We start from the raw sequence: 24,352 nt of genomic DNA, 5'->3' as shown, positions 1-24,352 counted from the left end.
ATGAAGTTTTTTAGAAAAGTATTAAAATTCGCAAATCTTAAGCAAAATAGATATCCAATTTTGATCTGGATGCTGCCTGTTTTTACAGCTTTCTTCTTACAAATGTTCAGCTTTGGTATTAACCGGATTTTGTTCAAAAACGTTTTAGAAAATTCTGCAACTGCTTTTGTGTTTGTCTGTTTTGCTCTGATTTTTAAAAATAAATTAAGCAAGGTATTTCAGCATATTTTATTTTACATATTTGTTTTCACAAATTTATTTGAAACGATTTATCTTTCTATTTTTAAAGCGAATATTAGCGCTTCATCAATTTTCATCATACTTGAAACCAATTTAGCAGAAGCAACTGAGTTCGCTGAGTTTTATTTGAATCCTACATTGATATTCACCGCTTTTGTTTTTATAATCATAGCTGTTTTTTATGCAATTAAACCTGGCTATTTTATCTTAAAATCTGTTTTTAATTACGAACAATTAATTTTTGTATCATGTGTTGTTCTGACTATTTTTTTGATGAAGAATCGTGATTATTTACAATTTAATTTCATTTATCTAAGTTATCAGTCTGTTAATGAGTATTTTGAGGAGCAAGAGAAAATGAAAGATCTTCATATTGATCAACCTTTAGTTGAGATAGAAGGCTTTGAGCAGATACATGATATTGATGAAGCCACTTTTGTATTGATTATTGGTGAATCAACAACGAGAAACCGAATGAGTTTATATGATTACCAAAATAAAACAACTCCTTATTTAGATGAAATTCATGCCAACATTGATAAGTACGATGATGTTGTCAGTAGTCACGCTTTTACAATTGGCGCCTTAAAAGATGCTTTAACCTTGAATGGTTTAAAATCATCTGAAGATTTTTCTATTATTCAATTACTGAATCAAGCTGGTTTTAAAACTTTTTGGCTATCAAACCAAAGACCAATTGGACAATATGAGAGTTTGGTGACAAAACTTGCGATGGCAAGTGATGTTTACATTACAAAAAATACAGCTTTGGACGGAAGCATCACGCCTTTGGATGAAGTTTTGATTCCTGAGTTTGAAAAGGCAATTTCAGATCCTGCTCAGAAGAAATTTATCATTTTACATCCGCTCGGAACTCACATGAAATATAGCGATAGATATCCTTCAGGTTTTGAGAAATTTACAGGTCAAAGCAGTTCAAATTTTGATCATAATTTGGCTCATTCACGCTCAAATGCTTATGATAATGCAATTTTATATCATGATTTTTTTATAAAAAATTTACATGAAAGATTGACTAAAATAAAAGAAGCTTCTTTCATGCTTTATTTCTCTGATCATGGCGAAGAAGTTTATGACACAATTGATTTCGCTGGTCATATAGATGAACGGGCGACGCCATCAATGTACGAAATTCCATTTTTTCTGTGGAGAAATCAAACTTTTCAAAATGAATTTTCTCTGAAAATTAATACAAATCGTCCAGCTTCTTTAAAAGATTTCGTTCATTCACTTTCAGATTTAATTCAAGTTAAGTTTGATGGTTATGATACGACAAGAAGTCTTTTTTCTGATGATTTTAAAATTAAAGATCGGATAATTGGCAACGACATTAATTACGATAAAGATTTGAAAAAATGAGTTATTCAAAAAGTGATATCTCAATTTTAATATCAACGATGAATCGTTCTGATTTTTCATTCCTTAGCGCTATGTTTCCGCATCATGAATGGCGAGATCTAAATTTGGTGATTGTTAATCAAACAAAAAAGGGAAAAGAACTTAAATCCAACTTAGAAAATATTATCGTTGTCAATAGTTATGAAATTGGTTTATCTAAAAGCCGAAATTTAGCTTTAAAAAATTCCAGAACAACTTATGGGGTTATAGCCGATGATGATGTTGTTTACGAATCAGATTGTATGGTGTTTTTTTTGAACGCTATTCAACAAAAACCTGAATTAGCTTTATATGCATTTAAAAGCTGCGACTTTAATAATCGTGATCGTAAAAATTACCCAAATTCTATCTTCAACTTTTCTTTACCTCTTAAAAAATTTAAGCCAAGCTCAATAGAGATAATGCTTAATATTGATTTAGTTAAAAATAAAAACCTGAAATTTGATGAGGATTTTGGTTTAGGCGCTTATTATCCGGTAGGAGAGGAAGAGGTTTTTTTAATTGATTTGCTCAAGGTCGATTTGAATGCAATATTTTTTCCAAAAATTGTTGTCAAGCATTTACAAGAAAGCTCAAGAACTAAAGTGAAAGATTATGATTTTTTAAAAACTCAACTTATTTTATATTATCTAAATAATGGCTGGATAGTAAATATTTGGCTTTATAAATATTTGTTTTATATCTGGCGAAAACGACTTCAACCTCGATCAGAAATTCTTCAAATTTATACTATAATGTCAGCAGAACTGAGAAAATTTAAATCATCTCGTTAGCTTCAGAAACCATTCTTTTTGCACCAAATAATCTCTTAAATGATGAAGTGGCTTTAAAATAAATACGGGTAAACTGAGAAGTAACTTTTGTTTGAAATTTAGCTTTCCAATGTTGATGAGAGTATAGGTTTTTTTGAATAAGCTTAAGTTATTTTTGGCTTTTGTCCTTAATGCCAATCCATATCTTTTTTGATCAAGATATAAACTCAAATCCTGATTTTCTTGTTCTTCTTTTAAATAACTAGAAAACAAATCATACCTCACTTCATTATATTCATTTTTTGAAAGACTGTTGACAATTCCTTTGTGGTAAATCATTGTTGTTTTTGGATTATAAACAACAGAGAATTTTAATGCAAATTTTATCCATAAATCTAGATCTTGACCAGTTGTATAGCTTGGATTAAAACCATCTAAACTTTGAAAAGTACTGCGTTTAAAGCAAACAGCTGAAGTCCAAATTAAATTATCATTTAAACTTGCTTTAAAGTAATCATAGATACTTCTTATGTTTTGATCAGATTCATCTAAATTAAATTTAGCTGACTTAATAATGTTTGAGTTCCATTTAATGTCGTAATGGTTTGTAAAAATAGGATTGTCAGGAAATTTTTTAATGCTTTTAGCGTGTTCTTCCAAATGACTAGTTAACCAAATATCATCGGCATCAATTAGTGCGATGTATTCATTTTGAGCAAGGTCAATTCCGACATTTCTCGCTACTGAAACTCCCTGGTTTTCTTGATTGATAATGTTTAAACCTTTTGCTTTATATTTTTCTAAAATCGTTAAACTGCCATCCGTTGATCCATCATTCACTGCGATAACTTCAAAGTGCGGATAGGTTTGACTGAATACTGAGTCCAATGTGTTCTCTATAAATTCAACTTTATTGTAAACTGGAATGACAACTGAAAATTTAATCATGTTTTTTGATTAAAATGTGAGCAATATTTTTAGCACTTTTCAGATTTTCATCAACTAATCGCCCTTCGATAAAATATGAATTTAATAAAAAATCAAAGTATTTTGTTACATTTTCAGTTGAAGGTTTAAAACTTAATGTTTGCTTTAAAACAGCCTTTAATTCATCTTTATTTTTAAGTTGTAAACACAATTCAGGTAGAGCATAATATGCGTTTGCTAATACAACAACACTTTTTTGTTCTGCTATACTTTCCAAACCAACTGTAGAATTATTGACAACAACTACATCATGTGATTCAATCAGTTCATTTAACAATGTTTTATTATCCAAGTTGATATGATTCTCTTTCATAAAAGAATAAAAATCCTTACTGTGTTTTCCTGTGAAATGCGGATGTTCTCTAAAAGTTAAACTTGAATTTTCGGGTAAATTTTGATAAACTGTTTTTAAAAGATTTTCAAAACTATCAAAATTCGGACTGTGATAACTCATATTAACATCATCAGTAACCTGACCAATTAGCAGGAATTTGTTTTCCTTAAGCGGCGATTTTATGGATTTTTTTTCTCCATTAAAAGTTGAATGCTGATATTTTAAATCGGGTGGATAAATTTTTGTAGAATTAAATAAAGCGCCTAAAGCATAATCTATACCTCTATATATTGGCGACCTTTTATACTTCTTATCGTTAATTTTAATCTGATTAAAAACTTCTTTAGGATCTTTAAATTGAGATTTTGGGAGTCTTGAAATCAGACTCTTATTATTAATTGATGCATTAGCGTTAACTCCTTTGGCATCAAAAATAGTTGTTCCAAAAGGTCCTATTTCAATAAAGTGACATGGAATATTTCTTTTTTTAGCTATAAGAACTGCGATTTTAATCGCTAACCTAGAATCACCAACACAGCATAAAACATCAGGTTGAAATGAATTAAAAATCTTTGTATAGACCTCAATGCAAGCTAAGGCTTGAAGTTTTAAGTTGTTAACATTAACGTTTTTATTTTCTTTTAATTTATAGGAAATAAGCTTGTCTAAATCGAAATCTGTTTGATTTTTTTGAAGTTGTTTTTTGTAAGATTTATAGTTTATTAAAACCTTACACCAAACTTTAAATGAAATATTGATGCTGCTATAAAATCTTATAAAACTGTATAGAAAACCACTTGTGTATAGACTGGCAATCTTGATCTCACTTTCTGGCAATTTTTTTTTGAGTTCTTTATGAATGCCAATAAAGAATCTGGAAAATTTATCGTAATAACCTACACAAAGTAATTTCATAACTATTAAAAAATCGTCTCAAGAACCTGTTCTTATTTTCAAGTAAATAAAGTAAAAAAGTATTTGAATAAAGATCTTGAGACGATTTCGTCATTTAAGTTTTAATCGACCGAAAAGCCTCGGTCTCTCATTAAGGCATCAATTTTTGCATCACGACCTCTGAATTTTTTGTAAGCCTCACTTGGATCAATTGCATTACGTGGTGCAAATAAATACTTGACCAATTTATCAGCCAATTCCTCATCATAAAAACCACCTTCTGCTTCTGCAAAAGCCTCAGATGCGTCAGCTGTTAAAACGTCAGCCCACAGATAACCATAATAACCTGTTGCATAGCCTTCACCAGAAAATACGTGGCCGAAATGCGGCGTTCTGTGGCGCATCACTAATTCGTCAGGCATAGCAAGCTCGTCAAGTGTTTTCTTCTCAAATTCACTTGGGTTTCCAATTTTATCAGGATCAGTTGTATGGAATTTCATGTCCATAATTGCTGAGGCTAAAAATTCTGTAGAGCCAAATCCTTGATTAAATGTTGATGCTTTTTTAATCTTCGCAATCAATTCTTTTGGCATTGGTTCACCAGTTTTATAATGCTTTAAAAAGCGATTAATCACTTCATCTGTTGATAACCAACGCTCTAATAATTGTGACTGAAACTCAGTATAATCTCTCACGCCACCATTTAAAGTTGGGTATTTGACATCCGCACTTAAGAAGTGAAGCGCGTGACCAAACTCATGAAAAAATGTTGTCGCGTCATCCCAAGAAACAAGAATAGATTCACCTTCATTTCCTTTGACAAAGTTAGAGTTGTTGGAAGCTAAAACGTTTGTTTCTCCATCAAATGATGTGTAAGAGCGGTATGTTGTCGCCCAAGCTCCAGATCTTTTTCCTTTACGAGCGTAAGGATCTAAGTAAAATAAACCAACGTGGTCGTCAGTTGTTTTGTTTGTGACTTCAAAAACTTTGACATCTTCATGAAAAACAGGAACGCTTCCATCTGTAATTTCCTTAAAATTAAAATCAAAGAGTCTTCCCGCAACATAGAAAATTGCTTCTTCAAGATTCTCTAAAACAAGGTATTGTTTAACTTCATCAGAATCTAAATTATATTTTGCTTGTCTAACTTTTTCAGCATAAAAACGATAATCCCAAGGCTTGATTGTAATGTTGTCAGCATTTTTATCAGCAATTTCTTGCATATCAGCAACTTCTTCATCAACGCGCTCAATCGCTTTTGGCCAAACTTGCATTAAAAGATCCATTGCGTTTTCTGGATTTTTAGCCATTCTGTTTTGTAAACGCCATTCAGCGTAATTGTCGTAACCCATTAATTCAACACGCTCATCACGTAGTTTTAATATTTTCGTGATGATCTTGTTATTGTCATATTTGTCTCCGTTATCACCTCTTGAGTAATATTTTTTCCAAACTTTTTCTCTTAAATCTCTCTCTTCAGAGTAGGTGAGAAATGGATCCATTGATGATCTCGTGTTCGTCACAACGTAAGCATCTTTTTTGCCGATTTCTTTTGCTGCTTTTTTTGCAGAACTGACATAAGATTCGGGCAAACCATCAAGTTGAGAATCGTCTAGAAAAGTGACATAATTCTCTTCGTCGTGAAGAACATTATTTGAAAATGTCGTATAAAGTTCAGCTAATTCTTTATTGATTTCTGCGTAACGCTTTTTGTCTTCTTTGTTGAGATTAGCGCCGCTCATTTCAAAGTTTTTATAAACTAAATCAACAACACGTTGTTTTTGGGAATCAAGAGGTTTCTCTTGACTGTTATCATAAACAGTTTTTATGCGTTGAAACAATTTTTCGTTTTGCTTGATCTTTGAGCTGTATTCTGATAACTCAGGTGAGAGTTCTTGTTGAATTTCTCTGAATTCTTCAGTGGATAAGTTGCTGCTCCATATGCCATAATAGGTATAAACACGATCAATCATTTTTCCTGCACGCTCCATTTCTACTATGGTATTTTCAAAAGTTGCAGGTTCTTTTTGATTTGCAATTTCATCAATTTCCTCAAGATGTTTCTCCATGGCTTCACGCATGGCTGGTTTTAAATCTTCAAGGTTCATTTTATCAAATGCAGGAACACCTTGGTAAGGTCCTTCCCATTCTTTGAGCAAACTGTTTTTTTTATTTTCCATATTAACTGAAAGATCATCCATTTGATCTTTTGTTTCTGATGAGTTTCCACAGCTTAATATGCTAAGACTTAAACTTAGAATACCAACTGGTTTTAAAAAATTATATTTCATTGTTTATGTTGATTTAGTATTTTTTTGGACAACTTCAAAGACTTTTTGTCCATCACATTTTAAGGTTTTTGAAGGATATTTTAATAGCAAAGCGTAATCATGTGTTGCCATTAAAATTGTATTTCCGTTTTTGTTGATCTGCTGTAAAACTTCCATCACCTCAATTGAAGTTTGTGGATCGAGATTTCCTGTTGGTTCATCTGCTAAAATAAGTTCGGGGTCGTTGAGTAAAGCTCGCGCAATGGCAATACGTTGCTGTTCGCCACCTGAGAGTTGATAAGGAAATTTGAAACTTTTCGTTTTCATATCAACTTTCTTTAAAACTTCATCAATTTTATGCTCTATTTTTGTTTTGTCTTTCCAGCCAGTTGCTTTTAAAACAAACTTCAAATTCTCTTGAACATTTCTATCATTCAGAAGTTTAAAATCTTGAAATACAACACCGAGTTTACGACGTAAATGTGGAATTTCTTTTGTTTTTAGTTTTCTTAAATCGTAGTCAACAATGTGTCCGATACCATCTTTTAAAGGGATATCACCGTAAAGTGTTTTCATAAAACTACTTTTTCCAGTTCCTGTTTTACCGATGAGATATACAAATTCTCCTTTATTGATACTCACATTGACTTCGCTTAAAATGAGGTTTTCGCGTTGGTAAATGCTAGCTTTACTAAGCTCTAAAATTACGTCTGACATAGTTGATATGAGTGTTTTGAAGCCTTAAAGATACTATTTATTTGGAGAGTCAAAAATCAAAACTCCATGAATCATTTATAATTTATTTGGCAATGTTGACGTTATAACTACATAATTTTATCTTTGGTATTTTAAAATCGTAAAAAATGAAATTTTCCCATAAAATTGCTTTGAGTTTAATGTTTGCAGGTTCATTTGTTTCAGCTCAGCAAACTGAAACTTACACCAATGAATTAGGCACTTACCAAAAAGGCATGGCATTATACGCCAATCAACAATATGCTGCTGCTTTACAAGAGTTTAATAAAATTGAATCAACGGATGAAAACGGCCTTTTAGCTTCTAATTTAGCATATTACAAAGCAAGTTCTGCTGTGCGATTAGATAATGCTGGTGGTGATCGATTGATGGAAGATTTTGTGAGAGATTTTCCGCAAAGTAACAAACGCAAAATAGCCTATTTAAGCGTTGGAAATTTTTATTTTGTAAACAGTAATTATCGCGATGCCAAAAATTGGTATGATAAAGTTGATCAATCTATTTTGAATTATCAAAATCAAGATGAATTTTACTTTAATTACGCTTACACATTATTCAAAACGAATCATCCTGAGCAGTCTCAATCTTATTTTGAAAAAGTTAGAAATTCTCAAAAGTATGGTGCACAAGCAAAATATTACATCGGATATATCGCTTACGAAAGCGATAATTATGAAGATGCGAATGAAATGTTTGGTCAAGCTAAAAGAGATGGCGTGCAAGGTAGAAACATGTCATACTTTCAAAGTGATATGAATTTTAAATTGGGAAAATTTGAAAAGGCAATTGCACAAGGAAAAGAACAACTTGACAGATCGAACGCGATGGAGCGTTCACAACTCAATAAAATTATTGGTGAAAGTTATTTTAATTTAGAACAATATAATGAAGCCATTCCTTACCTGAAAGAATATAGAGGAGAGCGCGGGAAATGGAATAATACAGATTATTATCAGTTAGGTTTCGCTTATTATAAAGCGCAAGAATACGAAAATGCAATTTCTGAATTTAATAAAATCATTGATGGAAATGATTTCGTTGCTCAAAATGCGTATTATCATTTGGCAAAATCTTATCTAGAAGTTGAGAAGAAAACACAAGCTTTAAATGCTTTTAAAAATGCATCTGAAATGGATTTTGATAAAAAAATCAAAAAAGATGCAATGTTGAATTATGCAAAATTGAGTTATGAAATCGGGAACAATTATCTGCCAGTTCCAAAAGTTCTTCAGAATTATTTAGAAGCTTATCCAACATCAGAGGAAGCTGACCAAATCGGCGAGCTTTTAATCGATTCATACATCACTTCAAAACAGTACAATGAAGCTGTAGATATGTTGGAAGGTAATAGTTCTTTTGATGACAAAAAGGCTTATCAAAAAGTGACTTATTTATATGCGATTGAACTTTATAAAGCCAATGAGTATAAGAGCGCACAAGAAATGTTTCAGAAATCTTTATCTCAACGTATCGATCAAGAATTGATAGCACGAGCAACTTTCTGGAACGCTGAAGTTGATTACTTATTTAACAACTATAACGAGGCTTTGATCGGTTATAAAGAGTTTAAGCAAATGGAGTCAGCTTCTCAGCTTAGTGATATTTATGACAAAATTGACTACAATATCGCTTACACTTATTTCAAACTAAAAAAGTACAATTTAGCAGCTGAAGCCTTTGATGATTTTGCAAAGAAAGCGAATTCGAACGCTACAAAATATGATGCTTATGTTAGATTGGGTGATTCTCATTTTGCTGAAGGAAGTTACTGGCCGGCAATGGAATCTTACAACAAAGCGATTGCGATGAATGCCTACAGAAGTGATTATGCATTTTTCCAGAAAGCTTACAGTTATGGTTTTGTGGATAAAAATGATCGTAAAATAGAAGAATTACAGAGCTTTTTAAAGAAATATCCAAAATCAATTTATTACGATGATGCACTTTATCACTTGGCAAATACGTATTCTAGCGTTTCTCAAGAGGCAAAAGCAATCACATATTACGAAAGGTTGATTAATGATTATCCGAAAAGTCCCTACTATGCTAGATCTTTATCAAAACAAGGTTTAATAAACTATAACAGAGAAAATTACCAAGCAGCTTTAAAAGATTTAAAACGATTGGTTGATGAATATCCAAACTCTAAGGAAGCGAGACAAGCTGTTCAAACGGTGAGGCTGGTTTATATAGATTTAGGACAGACAGAAGTTTATGCGAAATGGGTTAAAAACCTTGATTTCGTTGATGTTGAAGATTCTGATATCGACATGGCAACTTATGAAGCTGCTGAGAATAAATTTTTAGAAAATGAAACAAACGCTGCAATCAAAGGATTTAAAAAATATCTTGTTCAATTTCCTAATGGTTTAAACTCCTTAAATGCGAATTTTTATTTAGCACAACTTCTTTTTGATGGAGGTCAGAAAGATGAGTCTATAAAATATTACAAAAATGTTGTCGAGGCGAGGAGTAGTGAGTTTACAGAAGAAGCTTTACGAAAATTATCTCAAATTTATTTAACTCAGGAAGATTATAAATTAGCAACAGAAACCTTGAAGCGTCTCGAAAAAGAAGCAAATTTTACACAGAATATTGTCTTTGCACAATCTAACTTGATGAAAGCCTTATATGAGCAAAAGGAATATCAAGAAACAATTCGTTATGCTGATTTGATTTTAGGTTTAAATGATGTTGATGAAGATGCAAAAGCTGATGCACATATTTTCACAGCAAGATCAGCGATCAAGTTAGAAAATGAAGCAAAAGCTAAAGAAGCTTATAGTGAAGTTGAAAAGTTGGCATCTGGTCGTTTAAAAGCAGAAGCACTTTATTATAATGCTTATTTCAAACATGAAGATGGTCTATATAAAGAATCAAATAAAGTTGTAGAAGATATTACTAAAAATTATTCTCGTTACAGAACTTATGCCGTCAAAGCTTTTTATTTAATGGCAAAAAACTATCATGAATTAGATGATGCTTATCAGGCAAGTTATATTCTTGAAAATATCATTAAAAACTTTAGTGATCAATTTCCTGATTTAGCTGAAGTAGCACAACAGAAATTAAATGAAATTAAAGCTGAAGAAGCAAAAACAAACTCTTCAATTAAAGTTGAAGATAACCCATCTGTTGAAGAAACAGAGGATTAAATTTAATCATAATCGACATATAAATAAAAATCCCGCTCAGTGGCGGGATTTTTTGTGTATTATTCTGAAGTTTTCTTATCCAAGATATTTTTTCAAGATTGTGCTACGCGAAGTATGTCTTAATCTTCTCACGCCTTTTTCTTTAATTTGGCGAACTCTTTCACGAGTCAATCCAAATGTTTGGCCGATTTCTTCAAGTGTCATCGGCTGTTGGTTGCCCAAGCCGAAAAATAAACGAATCACATCAGCTTCACGCTGTGTTAATGTTTCAAGAGATCTTTCAATCTCATTTTGTAAAGACTCCTGAATAAGCTCTTTGTCAGGATTTGGAGAGTCTCCAAGGTTTAAAACATCATATAAGTTTGAATCTTCTCCTTCTTTTAAAGGTGCATCCATTGAAATATGTCGACCAGAGTTTTTAAGAGATTCTTTAACATCACTTTCCGTCATGTCAAGTTCTTTTGCTATTTCAGCAGGACTTGGTGGACGTTGATGTTGTTGCTCTAAAAACGCAAAGGTCTTGTTGATCTTATTGATCGATCCAATCTTGTTTAGTGGAAGTCTAACCACACGAGATTGCTCTGCTAATGCCGATAATATGGATTGTCTAATCCACCATACGGCATATGAAATAAACTTAAATCCACGTGTTTCATCAAATCTTTTAGCAGCTTTAATCAAGCCTAAATTTCCTTCATTAATTAAATCGGGTAATGTTAAACCTTGATTTTGGTATTGTTTAGAAACAGATACAACGAACCTCAAGTTTGCCTTAGTCAGTTTCTCTAAAGCCAAGTCATCACCAGCCTTGATGCGTTGTGCTAATTCTACTTCTTCTTCTGCTGTAATCAAATCGACTTTACCAATTTCTTGTAAGTACTTATCAAGTGAAGCTGTTTCACGATTTGTTACCTGCTTTGTAATTTTAAGTTGTCTCATTAAACAAAAACTGAATTATGGGTTTAGTGTTTTATATTTTACGAACGATCTTCTCATTATGTTACAAGAAATCTTTATTTTTTTAAAAAATAAAAGCGAGGCTAGTATAAACCTCGCTTTTACAACATCTTAAGAAATAAATTATTTATGGATTAAGATCTGATATGACCATTACCAAATACATAATATTTGTTCGTGACAAGTTGTTTTAGACCCAATGGTCCACGGTGATGCAATTTATCAGTTGAAATTGCGAGTTCAGCACCGACACCCATTTGTCCACCATCTGTAAATCTTGTTGAAGCATTTTGGTATACTGCAGCACTGTCTATTTGTTGCATAAATGCCATAGCTTCATCATCATCTTTGGTAATAATAACTGATGAATGTCCACCTGAATATTTATTGATTTTATCAACAGCTTGGTCGAAATTATCGACTTTAGCCAATAATATTTTCATAGCTAAAAATTCTTCATACCAAACATCTTCACCTTTCACGACTTCTGCTTCACTTAAAATTGAACTCAGATTATCATCAATAACAGTTTCAACTTTGTGTGACTTTAGAGTTTCATAAAGGTCTTTTATCTTTTCATCAAAACCATCTAAATTAGCATCGATAAAGACTTTATCTAAAGCATTACATCCTGAAATTTTATCGGTTTTAGCATTGATAATCACTTTTTTAGCGATATCCCAATCTGCTTGTTTTGATACATATAAAAAGTTATTACCACGACCACTAATTAAAACAGCACATTTTGCGTGTTGTTTCACAAAATCAATCAATCTCTCGCCACCTCTCGGAACGATTAAATCTAATTTTTCTGATGGATTTCTAAGAAATTCCTGAGTTTCATCACGCTTCATATGAAGAAGTTTAATCCAATCTTTAGAAAGATTATTTTCTTCAAGTGCTTCATGCCAACATTTTTCAAGAATGATATTAGAATGATTTGCTTCTTTACCACCTTTTAAAAGAATTTTATTGTTAGCTTTAAATGCAAGAACAGCAGCTTCAATCGTCACATCTGGTCGAGATTCATAAATAATCATGATTGTTCCAAATGGATCTGTTTTATTGACGATTTTCAAACCGCTATCGAGTGTTCTTTCAGAAATATCTTTCCCAACAGGATCCTCTTGATCTTTGACTTCTTTAATCGCTTGAATCATTTCGTCAACTTTTTTGTCGTCAACGACAAGTCTATCATAAAGTGCTTGATCATCTCTTTGAAATGCATCAAGATCCTTTTTATTTTCAGCAATAATGTCTTTTCTCTTTTTATCTATAATATTCATCATAGATGCCAAGACGTTATTTTTTGTTTTAGTATCTAAAAGTTTCATGTTTTTAAATTGTAAATTTAGTTCCTAATTTTTTTCCTTCTACAATGTCAATAATGACATTTTCTTCTTTTCCATTAGCGATATAAGTCGGAATATTTTTGCTAGCAGTATCTTTTGCAATTTTTAATTTTGACTGCATACCGCCACGACCTTCGCCTTCTCCTTTTTCATTTTCTTGAACATATTGTTCAACGTCATCATGAACTTTTACTTCATGTAATAACTTTGTGTTTTTATCATCAGGGTGGCCAGTGTAAAGTCCGTCAATGTCTGTTAGCATAATTAAACTATCAGCATTAACAAGTTGTGCAACTAGACTGGCAAGCTCATCATTATCTGAAAACATTGACATTGATAATGATACAGCATCATCTTCATTTGCAATTGGAATAATCCCTTCGGATAATAAACCCTCATAGCAATTAATCATGTTTTCACGGTATCTACCTGGAGCAAAATCACGTTTGGTAGCCAAAACTTGACCACATCGCATACCAAAATCATGAAACATTGTATAATAATGTCTCATCATTCGTGGTTGACCAACAGATGAATATATTTGTCTTCGGGTTGATTTATCTTCTGCCATGCATGAACCCAAAACTTCTTTACCTGCAATCGCTGATCCTGATGATACGAGTATTGTGATAATATCACGCTCATATAGATAAGCAATTTGGCGAACTAAGTTTTTCAGAATTGGACCAACAATTCTGTTGTTCATATTAGTCATGACATTGGTTCCGACTTTGACGACTATTCTTTTTTTATGCATAAATTTTTGGTTGGTTTTATTATGATTCTCCTAATTCAACTGCTCTGTTAAAGGCAGCATAAGCAGCGTCTTTAATGAGTTGATTAACATTGTTGTCATCCATAGAGTCAAGTGCAGCTCTTGTTGTTCCGCCTTTAGAAGCTACACGATTCATCCATGTTTCAGGTGATAAATCTGACTCATTAAAGAGTTGAACCGCACCTTCAAATGTGTTTGACACCAACACCTTAGAGTCATGATCAGAGAAGCCCATTTTTTGAGCAGCTTCAAGCATTGATTGCATAAAGTAGAATATGTATGCAGGACCGCTTCCTGAAATCCCTGTTGATTTATTAATGAAATCTTCATTATCAACGTGTATGGATTCTCCAGTTGTATCCAATAAGTTTCTAACCATAAGAAGCTCCACACGAGAGACGTCTTTTGACTCTGTATAAGATGTCACGCCTTTACCTACTTTAGCAGGTAAGTTGGGCATAGTTCTCACAATTTTTGGCATGCCCAAACCATTGACCATACTTCCAATAGTGACGCCTGCCATCAATGAAACAAAAATTTGATTTTTATTAAGCATTGGTTTCATTCTTTCGAAAAGCTCATCAGCGTGGTAAGGTTTTACGCCTATAAATACAATGTCTGCTTTAGGAAGACAATCTTCCAAGTTTTCATAAACATCGAAATAAGAAATTTTGTTTAAGGTTGCGATTGTGTCAGCTGACACATCGTGAATCATTAAATTTTTTCGGTTGAGCAAAGGTGACTTAGCCATTCCTTCTGAATAAGTTAAGCCCATGTTGCCTGCGCCAATTACTAAAACTTTCATGTTTAGTTTTTTTAATTATTAAAATCATTTGTCACATTAAGTGCAAGTTCTATGCTGGAATAAGCTTTTGAACTGAGTAATACATCAAATCATCAGTAAATTTATGAATTTTCTTAATTCATTGAGTTAATGTTAAATTATTTGATTTAATATTAACATTTAAGTCTGAAATTATGTCAGTTCTGCAAATATGGCGCATAAAAAAGCCTCGAATTTTCGAGGCTTTTATCAAAATCTATATGAATAGATAATTATTTTTTATTATCATTTTTACGTTCAGGTTTTTTAAAGTTTTCGGGCTTTTGGATCAAAGCTTTTCTTGAAACTTTTTCTTTACGTGTACGTGGATCAACACCAAAGTATTTCACATCGATAATATCACCGAGGTTTACGATATCAGTCACGTTGTTTGTACGTTCCCAAGCAAGTTCAGAAATGTGAAGTAAGACTTCATTTCCTGGTGCTTCAACATATTCTACAACAGCCCCAAAATCAAGTATCTTGATTACTTTAACTTCGTAAACAGATCCTTTTTCTGGTTTGAATAGCATCGCATCAAGTTTCTGAAGAACCATATCAATACCTTCTTGGCTTGTTCCTAAAATTTCAACAACGCCTTGCTCATCAACTTCATTAATAACAATTGTTGTTTCTGAAGCTTTTTGTAATTCTTGAATATTCTTTCCACCAGGGCCGATTAATGCACCGATATAATCTCCAGGAATTGTGCGTGTAATAATTTTTGGCGCATGCGCTTTAACATCTGCGTTCGGTTGAGCGATTGTTTCGGTCAATTTGTTTAAAATGTGTAAACGTCCTTCACGCGCTTGTTTTAAAGCATTGATTAAAATCTCGTGAGATAAACCTTTAACTTTAATGTCCATCTGGCAAGCTGTGATACCATTTTCAGTACCAGTCACTTTGAAATCCATATCTCCTAAGTGATCTTCATCACCAAGAATATCAGACAAAACAGCGTAATCTTCACCATCAGTAATCAATCCCATTGCGATTCCTGACACAGGTTGCTTTAATTGAATACCTGCATCCATTAACGCCATTGTTCCAGAACAAACTGTTGCCATTGAAGATGAACCATTAGATTCTAAAACTTCAGAAACAACTCTTACTGTATAAGGACAATCTTCAGGAATCATTCCTTTGAGTGCGCGTTGTGCAAGGTTTCCATGTCCAATCTCACGGCGTGAAGTTCCTCTAATTGGATAAGCTTCACCTGTACAGAAAGGAGGGAAGTTGTAATGAAGGTAAAAAGTTTCTTCACCACTATTTGTCGGAGTATCAATCATATTTGCTTCACGAGATGTCCCTAAAGTGACAGTCGCTAAAGCTTGTGTTTCACCACGTGTAAAGATTGATGAACCATGTGTTGATGGTAAGTAATCAGTTTCACACCAAATTGGTCTGATTTCGTCAAGTTGACGTCCATCAAGTCTTACTTTCTCTTTTAATGTTAAGTCACGAACAGCTTTTTTTTGAGCTGAGTCGAAATATTTACCAACGAGTTTGCCGTATTCTTCAAGTTCTTCTTCAGTGAATAAACCTTTGATTTCTTCTTTAATTTCACCAAACTTTTCAGTACGCTCGTGCTTTCCTAAGCTTTCCTTGGCAATATCATAGCATTTCTGGTATGCAGCATCAAGAATCTTTGCTTCAAGTTCTTCGTCTTTTCCAGTTGTTTCGTAAGCTCTTGTTTCTTTTTTACCAACTGCTTCTGCAAGCCTGCGTTGAGCTTGACATTGAATTTTGATCGCTTCATGAGCAAATTTGATAGCTTCTGTCATTTCTTCCTCAGAAACTTCATCCATTTCTCCTTCAACCATTGAAACACTGTCTTCTGAAGCTCCAACAATCATGTCTAAATCAGCTTCTTCGATTTCAGCACGGCTCGGGTTAATGACAAATTCACCATTTATACGTGCAACACGAGTTTCAGAAATAGGGTATTCAAAAGGAATGTCAGATAATTGGATAGCGGTAGAGGCAGCAAGACCAGCAAGAGCATCAGGCATAACGTTTTCGTCATGTGACATTAATTGAATCATGACCTGCGTTTCATAACGGTAATCGCTAGGGAAAAGCGGTCTAAGAGCTCTATCAACAAGACGCATGACTAAAATTTCATCATTGCTTGGGCGGGCTTCTCTTTTGAGGAAACCACCTGGGTATTTACCAGCTGCAGCAAATTTTTCTCGATAATCAACAGTCAATGGAAAGAAATCCATTGTGCTTGGTTTGTGTGAAGAAACAACAGTACAAAGTAACATTGCATCTCCCATTCTTACGACAACAGATCCGTGAGCCTGCTTTGCAAGCTTACCTGTTTCAAGTGAAATCGTCTTGCCATTGCCAAGATCGATAACCTCTTTAAATGTTTTTGGAATCATAGCTAAAATTTATAGATTAATGTGTTGTGTGTGCAGAGTCTAATAAACTTTATAGAAACAATTCAAAAAATGGGAGAGGCAATATATTAAAAAAGGGGCAAAATGCCCCTTGATAATTTTTATTTTCTTAATCCTAAAGTTTTGACGATCTCTCTATATCGTAAAATATCTTTATTTTTCAGATAATCAAGTAAGTTTCTACGCTTACCTACAAGTTTTACTAGTGAACGTTCAGAGTTGTAATCTTTACGGTTCGTTTTCAAGTGGTCAGAGATATATGCAATACGCTTTGTCATTAAAGCGATTTGACCTTCTGCTGATCCTGTGTCTTTTTCGTTTTTACCAAACTCAGCAAATAATTTGCCTTTTTCTTCTTGTGATAAATACATGCCAATATTATTTCAATAGTTATTATGTAATGATAGATTTTCTATCAAGCTGCAAAATTATGCTTTATTTTCTAATTAGCATAGCGTTACACAAGTTATGTTCTAACTTTTTTATTCATGATTAAATCAATATAAAGATTGATTTTGTCTTTTAGATTTTTTCTATGAGAAATAAAGTCTAAAAATCCATGTTCTTGTAAGAACTCAGCTGATTGAAAACCTTCAGGTAAATCTTTTCCAGTTGTATCTTTTACAACACGAGGTCCCGCAAAACCAATGAGTGCGCCTGGTTCAGATATATTAATATCACCTAACATTGCAAATGAAGCCGTTGTTCCGCCTGTTGTTGGATCGGTACAAAGTGAAATATAAGGTAATTTAGATTTTGCTAATTGTGCAAGCTTAACTGATGTTTTGGCAAGTTGCATTAATGATAATGCAGCTTCCATCATTCTTGCTCCACCTGATTTAGAGATAATAACGACAGGCAATTTATGCTCAATCGCATAATCAATTGCACGTGCTATTTTTTCTCCGACGACTGATCCCATTGAACCACCGATGAATTGAAAATCCATAGCACAAACGAGTATGTCAGTTTTTTTAGACTTTCCGACAGCAGTTCTTATCGCATCATTCAATTTTGTCTTATCTTGAACTGCAGCTAACCTATCTTTATATTTCTTTGTGTCTTCAAATTTTAAAGGATCTTTTGAAGTTATTTTTTCATTTAATTCTTTGTATTTGTTATCATCAAAGAGTATTTCGAAATATTCGTTACTGCCAATTCTAACGTGGTAGTCATCTTCAGGACTTACATAGAAATTTGCAGCAAGTTGTTCATGATCAATTATTTTTCCTGTAGGAGATTTATACCATAAACCTTTTGGGACATCTTTTTTGTCCTCAGTCGCTGTGCGAATTCCTTTTTTCTTTCTTTTAAACCAAGCCATTGTTGAATGCTTTTTTATAAAGTGTTGATGTTATTAAGATCATCAAAGGCTTTTTTCAAACGTGTTACAAACGTTTTTTCGCCTTCTCTTAACCATTTTCTTGGATCGTAGTATTTCTTATTTGGTAAATCATCACCATCTGGGTTTCCAATTTGTGATGCTACGTATCCAGCTTTGTCTTTCATGTAATCTCTGATACCTTCAGTAAATGCATACTGTAAATCTGTATCAATATTCATTTTGATAACGCCGTAACCAATTGCTTCTTTGATTTCTTCTTCAGTAGAGCCACTACCACCATGGAAAACGAAGTCAATATGATTTTCTTCTACCTTATATTTTTTAGTGATATATTCTTGTGAATTTTTTAAAATTTTCGGAGTCAACTTCACATTTCCTGGTTTATAAACACCATGAACATTTCCAAATGCAGCTGCAATTGTAAATTGATCAGAAATTTTACTCAACTCTTCATAAGCGTAAGCAACTTCTTCAGGTTGTGTGTATAGTTTTGAAGAATCAACATCTGTATTGTCAACGCCATCTTCTTCTCCACCTGTGATTCCTAATTCAATCTCAAGTGTCATTCCCATCTCTTTCATTCTGCCTAAGTAAGTTTTGCAGATTTCGATGTTTTCTTCGATTGGCTCTTCTGATAGGTCAATCATGTGTGAGCTATAGAGAGGCTTTCCATGAATCTTATAAAATTTTTCACCTTCATCTAATAAGCCGTCTATCCAAGGAAGTAATTTTTTTGCACAGTGATCTGTGTGCAAAATAACGGTTGCTCCATAAGCTTCCGCTAATTCATGTATGTGTTTTGCGCCAGATACAGCACCTAAAACAGCTGATTTTTGATTTTCATTTGAAAGACCTTTTCCAGCGTTAAATTGTGCACCTCCATTAGAGAATTGGATGATAACTGGTGAATTTAATTCAGCAGCTGTTTCTAAAACTGCATTGATGGTGTTTGACCCTACGACATTGACAGCGGGTATAGCGTAATTATTTTCTTTTGCGTGGTTAAAAATTTCTTGAACTTGATAACCTGTTGCAACTCCTGGTTTAATGTTGTGAGCCATAGTAAATTGTTTTAAAGTGTAAAAGTAAAAAAATATAACTATCTAAAAAGGATAATTAATTCCAAAGTTATAAACAGCGTTGCCAAAGTTGTATTTTCTAAACCATTTCTGGCCATCGCTTCCTGGATTATAGGTTTTAAAACCTAAATCGATACGAATTACAAAGAACTCAAGATCGTAACGTAAACCAAATCCTGAAGAGACAGATAAATCTTGTAAGTCTTTAAGGCCATCAAATCTTGCCTCTGAGTTACTGACATTGTCTAAAACATTCCAGATGTTACCAACATCAACAAATAAAGCACTGTTTAATCCTCCAAAAAGATTAAAACGGTATTCTGCGTTGAAAGATAACTTGAAGTTTGCGTCATTAAATTCATTAATTCCGTTTGTCTTTCCGGGGCCTAAATCATAAGGTCGCCAACCTCTGTTATCATTAGGTCCGCCGCCAAAAAAACTTTTTGAGAAAGGGATAGATTCACTATTTCCTAAAGGGATTGCAATTCCTGTATAAGCTCTTGTCGCAATAATATTTTTGTTGCCTAAATCCCAATGCTTGATAAAAGTTAATTCTGGCTTGATATATTGTGAAAACTGAACGTCAAAAACATTATAGTTTCCTCGTTTATTTCTTTTAAAACTTAAAGGCTTAGCGAGTAAAGAAAGTAAATTTCCAGACAACTCAATTCTTGCTCTAAATTGAGAAAACTCATTATCATAAATATTTTTTCGTGTACTGAAGTTGTAAGTATAATTAGAAGCAACAATCAAGTTGTTTTCAGTCAATCTTTCTTTACGCTCGATAATTGCTCGTGTTTCCGTGAGTTCCTGAGAGTCAAGATTGATTTGGTTATTATTAACCTGATTGATAAATCCATCTGTACCAACAGGAATAATAAGTTCGGGAGAATCGGTGTCAAGATTTGTAAAATATGAGTCGTCTAGTTGATTTATATTTTCAACAGCAATATCGTTAAGTTGATCAAAGGAATTAGAAAAGACGTTAAAATAGTTTTGAACATTAAGATTGTTCACCAATTGAATGTTAGCAATGTCAACATTGTGCGTGATGGTTTTGGTTGGTTTCCAATTAAGATTATAAGTGAGGTTGAAATTAGTTCTGTCAAGACCTATGTTTTTTTGAGAACTATAACCAATACTGAAGCTTGTAAAAGGTGACATTGAGTTTTTAATGATGCTTTCTAGTTTAATAGGAAAAATGACTTTCGGAAAACTCAACCTCAAATCTGTTCCAAATTCAAAAATATCAAAAAACTTATCGCTAGTCGATGCATCTTTTGAAGAACCAAAATTTCCACGTCCTGATAATTCAAGTGTTTCAGCATTTCTAAAAAGATTTCTTGCCAACACAGATGTGTTAAAACCAATTCCAAACTCTTGTATATTACTTTGAGTGACATCAGCTTGAAGATTTAGAGAGTAACGTTCTTTTGGTGTTAGAAAAACATTAGCGACTAAGCCAGTTGAGTCTTCGGGATCATCAATATATTGAATGCTAGGATATTTAAAAATACGCGTATTACTAATCCGGTTATAAGTTTGCTTATTGTCAATGTCTTTGTAAAGACTATCTTTTTTTATAAAAATAAGATCGGCAATAACGCTTGGTTTAAACTTCATTTTGCCGAAGCTGTAAATATTATAATTCTCAAATTGAATGCTGTCACTTGCATAATTCACGTTAACATCTGAATCAATATCTGTAAAAACATTGACTTCTGTAATTCTATGAGGCTTAAAATCGATGATGATTGTACTGTCTCTTTTTCTTTCTTCTGGATTAGAAATTATCATTTCAGAGTTCACCTTATGACCTGTATCAATAGTATCTGCATAAAATGAAATATAGCTTTCTTCAAAATGATAAAAACCTCTATTTCTTAAATAATTTGTGATGCGATTTCTTTCGTCATCGAAATTTTGAGTTTTAAAAGCTTCACCTTTTTTGATGAACGAATTCTTTTTTAAAATTTTATTATAAACAGAGTCAACGCTTTTAGATGATATTCGGTTATAAATGGAATCGAGCTTGTATACTTCTTTTTTATTAACATGATAAGTGATTTTTGCCTTTTGTTTGGCAGTATCTTTTTCGACATTATAAGTCGTTTTGGCGTTAAAATAGCCTTGATTCCAATACCAACTCTCTAATCTTGTTGTTGATTCTTCAATCAAGTCTTTTTGAAGAATTTTCGGTGCTTCTCCTGATTGCTTAATCGCTTCGTTGATTGTGATATAAGAGCTTTTGAGTTTCTCAACTTGTTTTAAAGAAAGAAATTTTTCCAGTCTTTTTTCACGATTTTTTTTTCGATATCTCCAACGTTCAAAACTACTTTCAGGATCTTGTTTGGCTAAATTATGAATATGCAGTTTTAAAGGAACTCCAAAAATTTTAGAATTAGGAGTTGTCGAAGTATATTGCTGTAATTTGTTATTGGGTTTTGCTGCTGAATCAACTTTAATCTTTGATTCTGTAATTAAAAACTCATCATTTTCAAGATGCTTGATAGAATTACAAGCTGAAAAAAGAATCAGTATGAATAGAAATGATATTTTTGTGAAAGTTTTCAATTAAATTTTTCAATTAAATTTTTCAATTTTATGCTCAGTAAAAATCAAATCAAGCTGATTAATAATCTCAAAACTAAAAGATACAGATCAAAACACAAGCTTTTTATTGCTGAGGGCGTAAAAGTAATCAAAGAATTTTTAAAAAGTGATTACGAGTTGGAAGCTTTATATACAACTGTGGATATTTTTTCAGTAGACGCCAAAAAATATTTTCTGATTGATGAAAGTGAACTTAAAAAGGTGAGTTGTTTGATAACACCACAAATTGCTTTAGCGCTTTTTAAAATTCCAACAGATGAGTTTGAGAATGAAGAGAATGAGGGAAATAATGGCGGTTTAAAACTTGTTCTTGACGGTGTCCGTGACCCAGGTAATTTAGGAACAATCATTCGTTTATGTGATTGGTTTGATGTCAATGAGCTCGTTTGCTCTTCTGACACAGTTGATTGCTACAACCCTAAAGTTGTGCAAGCCACTATGGGTTCATTAGCGAGAGTTTCAATCAGTTATCAAGATATAGAAACTTTCTTTAAGAAAAACACATTGCCTGTTTATGGTGCTTTTATGGATGGCGAACCAATTTATACAACTGAGGTCTCTCAAGATGCTGTGATTGTGATGGGGAATGAAGCACAAGGAATTTCAAAAGAAACCTCATTTTACGTTCAAGAGCGAATAAGTATTCCGCAACTTGGCGATCCTGCCGTCGAAAGCCTCAACGTTGCAACGGCTTCTTCTATTTTATTAAATGAGTTTAAACGCTTGTCGTTTATTGAAAAGTAAAGTTGATAAATAGTCCGCGAGATTTCATGCTATCAATCTCTGATGTCCAAGGACTGTTAGGGTCATTGTCTTGAACAAGTTCATCAGTGATGGCGAAAATACCACGAATTGAAGGTGTAAATTTGAAGTATTCAAAATAAAAATCAATTCCGAAACCAACTTCTAGATTTGCAACATTTGTTTTCATTCTAAACTCACCAGCGCTATTATCATTTGGGTTATTTTCATTGCTCGATAAGTTATGAGAAACCGATGCTCCGCCAACTAAAAAAGGCTTGAAGTTGTTGATTCTTTTGGATGAAAATTTAATAAGTAGTGGAATGTGAACATAAGATGATTTGACTTCGCGTTCTCTTTCAAAAGTTTCAGTTAAATTAGGAAATTCAAGATTTCTATTGGCAAACACAACACCAGGTTCTAGCCTTATATCGATATAATCATTAACGCGTAGGTTTCCGACTAAACCCACATTAAAACCAATATTACGCGTGACATCAATTTCATTTTGATCTATGTAATCAATCTTGAATCCGTAATTGTTAAAGCCGAGATAATAGCCCCAAGACCAACGTTTTTTATCAACATTTTCTCTATTGCGTATTTTCTCTTTCGTGAAAAGCTGTGCATTGGCTTGCATAGAGGCACATATCAGAATGAGAACCACTGCTATTTTTTTCATAAAAATTTATTTAGTCGCTGTATAAATCGTTGCTATGCCAAATGATTGTGGCATAAATTCTACTTCTTTAAACCCATTTTTCTTCAAAATATTGCAAAGTTTTTGACCAAAAGGAAATTTACTTGCGCTTTCACTTAAATATTGGTAAGCATCTTTATCCTTAGAAAAAAGCTTCCCAATAGCTGGCATCATGTGTTTTGTGTAGATATTGTAACCCTGTTTAAAAGGAAATTTAGTTGGTACAGAAGTTTCCAAAATCACAAACTTTCCTTTAGGAGATAAAACACGTTGAATTTCTGATAAACCTTTATCTAAATTTTCAAAGTTTCGCACGCCAAAGGCAACAGTAATGGCATCAAAAGAATTATCAGGGTAAGGTAAGTTTTCAGAGTCACCTTGAACCATTTCAATACGATCTGTCAGTTCTCTTTTTTTGATTTTTTCTTTCCCAATTGCTAACATGCCAGCTGAAAGGTCAAGGCCAACAATTTTAGAAGCTTCAGAATCAGCGAGTGATAAAACCAAATCACCTGTTCCGGTTGCAATGTCTAAAATGCTATCAGGTTTTGAATCTTTAACAATTTGAATCACTTTTTTTCGCCAAGAAAGATCAGTTCCAAAAGAAATAACTCGGTTGAGATTATCATATCCACCAGAAATATTGTCAAACATTTGTTCAACTTGTTTCTTCTTATCAATCTCGGAGTCTTTATAGGGTTTGATTTCTTTTGCCATACTTTTTTTTACAAAGATAATTTTTAAATACAATCCGA

General features: G+C 32.9%; 19 protein-coding genes. 4 read left to right on the top strand and 15 right to left on the bottom strand.

The window, feature by feature from the left end:
• Both CAP47_RS11200 and CAP47_RS11195 read left to right on the top strand, forming a co-directional pair.
• Nucleotides 1–1,620 (top strand): sulfatase-like hydrolase/transferase, encoded by a 1,620-nt coding sequence (locus CAP47_RS11200; protein WP_100776694.1) that lies wholly within the window; start codon nucleotides 1–3, stop codon nucleotides 1,618–1,620.
• Nucleotides 1,617–2,432, top strand: a complete 816-nt coding sequence (locus tag CAP47_RS11195; RefSeq protein ID WP_100776693.1) for a glycosyltransferase family A protein — start codon at nucleotides 1,617–1,619, stop codon at nucleotides 2,430–2,432. Before CAP47_RS11200 ends, CAP47_RS11195 begins: the two co-directional genes overlap by 4 nt.
• Here CAP47_RS11195 and CAP47_RS11190 read toward each other — a convergent pair.
• From CAP47_RS11190 to CAP47_RS11175, 4 genes are all read right to left on the bottom strand, one after another.
• On the bottom strand, nucleotides 2,421–3,359 hold the full coding sequence (locus CAP47_RS11190; RefSeq protein WP_100776692.1) for a glycosyltransferase family 2 protein: 939 nt from the start codon (nucleotides 3,357–3,359) through the stop codon (nucleotides 2,421–2,423). The genes CAP47_RS11195 and CAP47_RS11190 overlap by 12 nt on opposite strands.
• A complete protein-coding gene (locus CAP47_RS11185; protein ID WP_100776691.1) occupies nucleotides 3,352–4,647 on the bottom strand; it encodes a hypothetical protein in 1,296 nt (431 codons plus the stop codon). Before CAP47_RS11185 ends, CAP47_RS11190 begins: the two co-directional genes overlap by 8 nt.
• 101 nt (nucleotides 4,648–4,748) lie before the next feature.
• Nucleotides 4,749–6,917, bottom strand: a complete 2,169-nt coding sequence (locus CAP47_RS11180) for a M3 family metallopeptidase (RefSeq protein WP_100776690.1) — start codon at nucleotides 6,915–6,917, stop codon at nucleotides 4,749–4,751.
• A gap of 3 nt (nucleotides 6,918–6,920) precedes the next feature.
• Nucleotides 6,921–7,613, bottom strand: coding sequence for a cell division ATP-binding protein FtsE (locus CAP47_RS11175; RefSeq protein ID WP_100776689.1), 693 nt, complete (start codon nucleotides 7,611–7,613; stop codon nucleotides 6,921–6,923).
• Nucleotides 7,614–7,759: 146 nt separating this feature from the next.
• On the opposite strand from CAP47_RS11175, the gene CAP47_RS11170 reads away from it, so the two are divergent.
• Nucleotides 7,760–10,807 carry a tetratricopeptide repeat protein gene (locus CAP47_RS11170; protein WP_192869993.1) on the top strand — a complete coding sequence of 1,016 codons (3,048 nt, stop codon included), beginning with the start codon at nucleotides 7,760–7,762 and terminating at the stop codon, nucleotides 10,805–10,807.
• Between the two features lie 75 nt (nucleotides 10,808–10,882).
• Here CAP47_RS11170 and CAP47_RS11165 read toward each other — a convergent pair whose 3' ends face one another.
• From CAP47_RS11165 to CAP47_RS11125, 9 genes are all read right to left on the bottom strand, one after another.
• Entirely contained in the window at nucleotides 10,883–11,746 is an 864-nt protein-coding gene (locus tag CAP47_RS11165) for an RNA polymerase sigma factor RpoD/SigA (RefSeq protein ID WP_100776687.1), read from the bottom strand.
• 152 nt (nucleotides 11,747–11,898) lie between these two features.
• Nucleotides 11,899–13,098, bottom strand: a complete 1,200-nt coding sequence (locus CAP47_RS11160; protein WP_100776686.1) for a glutamate-5-semialdehyde dehydrogenase — start codon at nucleotides 13,096–13,098, stop codon at nucleotides 11,899–11,901.
• A gap of 4 nt (nucleotides 13,099–13,102) precedes the next feature.
• A complete protein-coding gene (proB, locus tag CAP47_RS11155; protein WP_100776685.1) occupies nucleotides 13,103–13,873 on the bottom strand; it encodes a glutamate 5-kinase in 771 nt (256 codons plus the stop codon).
• Between the two features lie 19 nt (nucleotides 13,874–13,892).
• Complete coding sequence (gene proC / locus CAP47_RS11150; RefSeq protein WP_100776684.1) at nucleotides 13,893–14,696, bottom strand: pyrroline-5-carboxylate reductase; 804 nt, start codon at nucleotides 14,694–14,696, stop codon at nucleotides 13,893–13,895.
• 251 nt (nucleotides 14,697–14,947) lie between these two features.
• Entirely contained in the window at nucleotides 14,948–17,101 is a 2,154-nt protein-coding gene (locus tag CAP47_RS11145) for a polyribonucleotide nucleotidyltransferase (RefSeq protein ID WP_100776683.1), read from the bottom strand.
• A 119-nt stretch (nucleotides 17,102–17,220) separates the two neighbouring features.
• Entirely contained in the window at nucleotides 17,221–17,490 is a 270-nt protein-coding gene (gene rpsO / locus CAP47_RS11140) for a 30S ribosomal protein S15 (RefSeq protein ID WP_093239575.1), read from the bottom strand.
• Nucleotides 17,491–17,585: 95 nt separating this feature from the next.
• Nucleotides 17,586–18,443 (bottom strand): acetyl-CoA carboxylase, carboxyltransferase subunit beta, encoded by an 858-nt coding sequence (gene accD, locus CAP47_RS11135; protein WP_093239573.1) that lies wholly within the window; start codon nucleotides 18,441–18,443, stop codon nucleotides 17,586–17,588.
• Between the two features lie 14 nt (nucleotides 18,444–18,457).
• Nucleotides 18,458–19,525 (bottom strand): class II fructose-bisphosphate aldolase, encoded by a 1,068-nt coding sequence (gene fbaA / locus CAP47_RS11130; protein ID WP_093239570.1) that lies wholly within the window; start codon nucleotides 19,523–19,525, stop codon nucleotides 18,458–18,460.
• A 42-nt stretch (nucleotides 19,526–19,567) separates the two neighbouring features.
• A complete protein-coding gene (locus CAP47_RS11125) occupies nucleotides 19,568–22,117 on the bottom strand; it encodes a BamA/TamA family outer membrane protein (protein WP_100776682.1) in 2,550 nt (849 codons plus the stop codon).
• Nucleotides 22,118–22,147: 30 nt separating this feature from the next.
• Here CAP47_RS11125 and CAP47_RS11120 point away from each other — a divergent pair, with 30 nt between their 5' ends.
• A complete protein-coding gene (locus tag CAP47_RS11120; RefSeq protein WP_100776681.1) occupies nucleotides 22,148–22,900 on the top strand; it encodes a TrmH family RNA methyltransferase in 753 nt (250 codons plus the stop codon).
• On the opposite strand, the gene CAP47_RS11115 is transcribed toward CAP47_RS11120, so the two are convergent.
• Nucleotides 22,887–23,579 carry a porin family protein gene (locus CAP47_RS11115; RefSeq protein ID WP_093239563.1) on the bottom strand — a complete coding sequence of 231 codons (693 nt, stop codon included), beginning with the start codon at nucleotides 23,577–23,579 and terminating at the stop codon, nucleotides 22,887–22,889. The two genes, CAP47_RS11120 and CAP47_RS11115, sit on opposite strands and share 14 nt — an antisense overlap.
• Nucleotides 23,580–23,585: 6 nt before the next feature.
• Nucleotides 23,586–24,314 (bottom strand): bifunctional demethylmenaquinone methyltransferase/2-methoxy-6-polyprenyl-1,4-benzoquinol methylase UbiE, encoded by a 729-nt coding sequence (gene ubiE / locus CAP47_RS11110; protein WP_093239561.1) that lies wholly within the window; start codon nucleotides 24,312–24,314, stop codon nucleotides 23,586–23,588.
• Nucleotides 24,315–24,352 lie beyond the last annotated feature (38 nt).

The organism is Psychroflexus sp. S27, from assembly GCF_002810405.1.
GTDB classification, from domain to species: Bacteria; Bacteroidota; Bacteroidia; order Flavobacteriales; family Flavobacteriaceae; genus Psychroflexus; species Psychroflexus halocasei_A.
This window is presented reverse-complemented; position numbering and strand designations above follow the sequence as displayed.